Here is a 4,906-nt window from a genome sequence, read left to right as displayed (position 1 = left end):
TTACTCATAATCGTTATATTTTGGGCAAAGGTATAATAAAAAATTTAAAAAAACAAACAATTGTTATGATATTTTTATTCTTAATAAATTTAAGTCATAAAGGTATTTCTTTACTTTTTTTCTTATCTTTGTAGCGAATTATCATACCCAAAACTGAAGAACCCATTTATTCTTTAACACACTGAGACAGTAAGCAATAGTCTGTATAGTAACCTAAAAACAACTCACAAAACTTAAGTACTAAACCAAAATAAACAATCTTATGAAAACAAGTACAAAACGTAATTTTCTAATAGTAATAACTGCCGCACTACTGAGTGTCCTCTTACGTCAAGACTTACAGCGCTTAGTAGATGCCTTTTGGGAGGGATATCATAAAGGAAAAGGTCTGTAAGCTCATGCAACTTTCCCTATACCTATCCTATATCTATTACCGAAGGCTCTTTGCCAAAGGAGACCTACTGACCATCGTTGTTCTTATCACAGCTATGGCAGGGGCGTTGTATGTGCTATACCTACACTATACTTCATGGTCTTGGCTCTTAACCCTTTTTCCACTCGCTACGCTTTCCTATCATAATGGCAGGGAAGATTTGCCTTTACTCTGCACCCATCCTCATTATAGGAGCATTCTATTAGGAGAATATTGTATAGAAAATCTACCCTTTATACTACTGCTTATCGGCAAAGAGGATTATCTTTGGGCTGCCCTCTATTTCTTAGGACTTTGCCTTATCCCATGGCTTGCGCAGCGACAACTTACCATACCTTACCCCTTTTCTCTTTCGGATCCGCTCTGGCATACTGCTTTCCGCAAATATAAGCTCCTTTTCTCTTTACCTTTCCTTATAGGACTTGTGGTCATAGCAGGTGTATATAACAATCCTAACTTAGCACTTTTTGCTTTTGGAGCAACGGGCTTAGTGTGTTGCATACCTTATTTTGAAAGAGAACACCCCTCTTATATCACCATAGCTGCTCAGCGAGGAAAGAACTACTTACATAGCCAACTTATTGCGGGGATTAAGAATACAACCTTAGTCTTTTCTCCTATAGGACTCACTTACCTTATTTGCTTTGGTACAGACAAAATAGCCGTTTTATTCCTCTGTTTGGGAGTTGCTATAGTCGGCGTACTTACCAAATATGCTTTTTTCAACCAACCCCTCCCACAATCTTTTGCTATTATGGTCATTTTCTCAGGAGTATTCTACATACTCCCTTTGTTACTACTACCCTATTTCTATTTCTTAGCTATAAAAAATATTCAAAAACACCAATATGTTACAGATAAACCACTTAGAAAAGAGCTACCAAGATAGGATTATTCTAAATCATATTTCTCTTACTATAGAGAAACCTGGTCTCTATGGAGTTGTGGGGGTCAATGGAGCAGGCAAAACAACCTTTTTCAGGTGCCTTAGTGGTTTGGAACCTTACCAAGGAGAGATTTTATATAATAAGAAAACGCTTTCATCTGACCAAGTGGCTTTTGTTCCTACAGAACCTTACTTATATGAACACCTTACCGTAGGGGAATTCTACACTTTTTACAGCAAACTTTTGGGTATAGCTCCTCCTGAGAACTATGTTTTTGATATAGATAAAAAACTACTTATCAAGCAATTATCTACTGGTATGCGTAGGAAAGTATATTACAATGCCCTCTTACAGAAACCTTATACTCTCTATATTTTTGATGAGCCTTTCAATGGACTAGATATTTCTTCCTCTCTACATATCAAGCAGTTGCTCCGTTCTTTAGCACAAACGCATATCGTATGGGTAGCTTCTCATCTTTTAGAGACCTTGCAAGATTGTGAATGTATATATCTGTTACAAAACGCTGATTTTCAATATTTCACTCCCAAAAATATCAATACTATAGAACAGTTATTAATGGTTAATGATTAATAGTTGGCATACTCAAAACTAAAAACTTAAAATTCAAAACTAACATGAAGTTTTTTCTCTTTTTATGTTGTTGCTCCCTGAGTGGGTTTGCACAAAAAGTGGTGGTACAGGACAGTCAAGGTCGTCCTATTGAATATGTAAATATAGGTGTCAAAGGCACTTCCAAAGGTCTTATCAGCGATGAGCAGGGAGGCTTTTCCTTGGATGCGCTCCATGCTAAGGATACCGATAGCATCTACTTTGGACATCTGAGCTATAAGCATAAGGTGCTTGTAAAGAAGGATATTACCGACAAAGTGGTATTGGAGGCAGCTGAGATTGTACTTCCTGAAGCGACCTTTACCGCCAAGCAGCCTAAGGAGCGTACGCTCAAGGGAAAGGGCTTACCTACCATTGTTACTATGAGCATTCCCGCCCAGGAAACGACCGAAGATGAGGAAGGAAACAAGGAGGAATTGGGCGACTTTATCTCTCTGCACAAGGATACTTTTCTTACGAAGTTTGAGATGAATATTGTGGCCAACACCCTTGACCGTTGTGTACTGCGTGTGGTAGTCTATCAGAGTAATAAGGAGCATACCCTCTTTAAGCCCTTGATAGAAAGACCTATCTATATAGAGGTGCCCATCAGCCGCAAGCGACAGATTTTCACTAAGGAGTTATCCGTGTTTGTCCCCAAGGGAGTGGTTTGGGTAGCTGTACAAATTGTTGAGTTAAAGGGAAGTAAGGACAGCGACCTAAAAATCCGCTGCCGTGCCAATGGTGGCTGGATGCGTACCACTATTGATAATGATTTAGAGAAAATCCCCTTGGGACTGGGGATTCCTTTCTCCATTAAGGGAAGACAGTGATTAGTAGTTAGTGGTTAGTGGTTAGTGATTAGCCGCTAACAACTAATCACTAACCACTAACCTCTACTAATCGTCTTCTTCCTCTTCTAGGAAATCATCGTCCTCTTCAGGTTCATCGTATTCATCATCTTCATCAGGATCAGCGGCTTTGTCTTTGGTGGCTGTCTTGGTCTTGCCTTTTTTCTTTACCACTACTTTTCCTTCTTTAACGGCTTCTTTGATTTTTCCTTCTATCTCTTCAGCCATTTCAGGATTGTCATAGAGTAAGGCCTTCATCGCATCACGACCATTGGCCAAGCGGGTACCACCATAACTATACCAAGCACCACTCTTGGAGAGTATATCAAAGTCGGTTCCCCAATCCACGATTTCGGATACCTTGGAAATACCTTCTCCATAGATAATTTCAAACTCTGTTTTCTGGAAAGGTGGGGCTACTTTATTTTTCACCACTTTCACCTTGGTAAGGCTACCATAAGCTTCTCCATCCTTGTTTTTCAGAGGAGCGGCTTGTCGGCGCACATCTATACGTACAGAGGAGTAGAACTTGAGGGCATTACCCCCTGTGGTAGTCTCAGGATTTCCAAAGGACACCCCAATTTTGTCACGCAACTGGTTGATAAACATCACCACACAGTTAGCCTTACTGATGCTTCCTGTGATCTTGCGCAAGGCTTGGGACATAAGGCGGGCATGTACTCCCATTTTGGAGTCTCCCATTTCACCATCTATTTCAGTTTTAGGGGTAAGAGCAGCCACGGAATCCACTACGATAATATCCACAGCCCCAGAGCGTACCAATCCATCTACGATTTCAAGGGCTTGTTCCCCATTATCTGGTTGGGAGATGATCAGGTTATCCACATCTATCCCTATTTTTTTCGCATACGAAGGGTCAAAGGCGTGTTCCGCATCTATAAAGGCCGCAGAGCCACCGAGTTTCTGTGCCTCGGCAATGGCATGTAGTGTAAGGGTCGTCTTACCAGAAGATTCCTGACCGAAGATCTCGATCACCCTACCACGAGGATAACCTCCTACACCCAAGGCTATATCCAAGCCCAAAGAACCTGAAGGAATCACCTCCACTTTCTCGGCTACCTTGTCTCCAAGACGCATCACTGTTCCTTTCCCAAAGGACTTTTCCAAGCGTTGCAAAGCCAATTTTAGAGCTTGTGCTTTAGCTTCCTTGTCCTTAATCTCCTCTACTTTTTCTTTTTCTTTCTTTGCCATCTTTTTAATTGTTAATGATTAATAGTTAATTGTCAATGATCAATGACTAATGGCATTAGCCATTGACAATTAAAGAACAAACTTTTTCGCGGTTTGTCCTTGATAGCGCTCAATACATTCCTTGTATACCTTAAGTGCATCGCTAGCATCTCCCCAACCACGTACTTCTACTTTCTTGTTTTCCAAGTCCTTATATACTTTGAAGAAATGTTCTATCTCTTTGGTAAGATGCGGATTTACTTGGTTAAGTTCGCTAAGGGATTTAACCATTGGATCGGCCTTAGGCACGCAAAGTACTTTCTCATCACCTCCTTTTTCATCGGACATATAGAGGATACCCACAGGCTTTACTTCCACTACACAACCAGGGAAAAAGGGAATGGTGGAGATCACCAAAACATCCAAAGGATCTCCGTCATCGGCCAAGGTTTCAGGGATAAATCCATAATCAGTAGGATATACCATGGAGGTATGTAGCATTCTATCAAAGCGCATTTTACCTAAGTCAAAATCATATTCGTACTTATTTCTGCTTCCTCTAGGAATTTCAATGAGTACATCAAAAGTTGTTTCTTTTGTCATTTTTACTGTTTTTGAAAATTAGAGAGCAAAGATAACCTTTTTTTTAAAACCATCAAAGCAAATATTTATCTTTCTTTCTTCAAAAAAAAGTTGTACTTTTGCCACTCATTTAATACCCTTACAAATATGTATTCAGAATTACCCGAAGGGCATCCTATACGCACCTATCTGCATGAAGCGGAACTTATTCAGAACTTATTAGAAGAAATTATGAAAACGAATCCTCAGGAGGATTACCAGAAGTTCTACAATCTCTTCAACCACCTTTCCACTGTGGAGAAACGCTTCCAGAGAAAAGAGAATCAGCTCTTTCCTTTCTTGGAACAAAA

Annotated in this window: 6 protein-coding genes and 1 pseudogene; 5 read left to right on the top strand and 2 right to left on the bottom strand. The window is 40.1% G+C overall.

All coding sequences use genetic code 11. From position 1 onward, the window contains the following. Positions 1–262 precede the first annotated feature (262 nt). Genes Q0625_RS02595 through Q0625_RS02580 form a run of 4 tightly spaced genes read left to right on the top strand, consistent with a single transcriptional unit; the run spans position 263 to position 2,765 of the window. Complete coding sequence (locus Q0625_RS02595) at positions 263–394, top strand: hypothetical protein (RefSeq protein WP_298823338.1); 132 nt, start codon at positions 263–265, stop codon at positions 392–394. Continuing rightward, positions 354–1,322, top strand: a complete 969-nt coding sequence (locus tag Q0625_RS02590; protein WP_298823337.1) for an ABC transporter permease — start codon at positions 354–356, stop codon at positions 1,320–1,322. The genes Q0625_RS02595 and Q0625_RS02590 overlap by 41 nt, the downstream gene beginning before the upstream one ends. Next, entirely contained in the window at positions 1,282–1,914 is a 633-nt protein-coding gene (locus Q0625_RS02585; RefSeq protein WP_298823336.1) for an ABC transporter ATP-binding protein, read from the top strand. The genes Q0625_RS02590 and Q0625_RS02585 overlap by 41 nt, the downstream gene beginning before the upstream one ends. A 44-nt stretch (positions 1,915–1,958) precedes the next feature. Beyond that, a complete protein-coding gene (locus tag Q0625_RS02580; RefSeq protein ID WP_298823335.1) occupies positions 1,959–2,765 on the top strand; it encodes a carboxypeptidase-like regulatory domain-containing protein in 807 nt (268 codons plus the stop codon). 66 nt (positions 2,766–2,831) lie between these two features. On the opposite strand, the gene recA is transcribed toward Q0625_RS02580, so the two are convergent. Then, positions 2,832–3,995 (bottom strand): recombinase RecA, encoded by a 1,164-nt coding sequence (recA, locus tag Q0625_RS02575; RefSeq protein ID WP_298823334.1) that lies wholly within the window; start codon positions 3,993–3,995, stop codon positions 2,832–2,834. 69 nt (positions 3,996–4,064) lie between these two features. Further along, positions 4,065–4,577: an inorganic diphosphatase gene (locus tag Q0625_RS02570; RefSeq protein ID WP_298823333.1), complete on the bottom strand. Its 513-nt coding sequence runs from the start codon at positions 4,575–4,577 to the stop codon at positions 4,065–4,067. A gap of 126 nt (positions 4,578–4,703) precedes the next feature. Here Q0625_RS02570 and Q0625_RS02565 point away from each other — a divergent pair. Beyond that, positions 4,704–4,906 (top strand): annotated as a pseudogene (locus Q0625_RS02565) (DUF438 domain-containing protein); the annotation flags it as partial.

The sequence above is a fragment of the uncultured Capnocytophaga sp. genome, from assembly GCF_938029845.1.
Classification (GTDB): domain Bacteria; phylum Bacteroidota; class Bacteroidia; order Flavobacteriales; family Flavobacteriaceae; genus Capnocytophaga.
This window is presented reverse-complemented; position numbering and strand designations above follow the sequence as displayed.

Excerpts from the sequence above, each read along its gene's own strand:
- Q0625_RS02595 (WP_298823338.1), top strand. The coding sequence starts at position 263 with ATGAAAACAAGTACAAAACGTAATTTTCTAATAGTAATAACTGCCGCA.
- Q0625_RS02590 (WP_298823337.1), top strand. The coding sequence starts at position 354 with ATGCCTTTTGGGAGGGATATCATAAAGGAAAAGGTCTGTAAGCTCATG.
- Q0625_RS02585 (WP_298823336.1), top strand. The coding sequence starts at position 1,282 with ATGTTACAGATAAACCACTTAGAAAAGAGCTACCAAGATAGGATTATT.
- Q0625_RS02580 (WP_298823335.1), top strand. The coding sequence starts at position 1,959 with ATGAAGTTTTTTCTCTTTTTATGTTGTTGCTCCCTGAGTGGGTTTGCA.
- recA (WP_298823334.1), bottom strand. The coding sequence starts at position 3,995 with ATGGCAAAGAAAGAAAAAGAAAAAGTAGAGGAGATTAAGGACAAGGAA.
- Q0625_RS02570 (WP_298823333.1), bottom strand. The coding sequence starts at position 4,577 with ATGACAAAAGAAACAACTTTTGATGTACTCATTGAAATTCCTAGAGGA.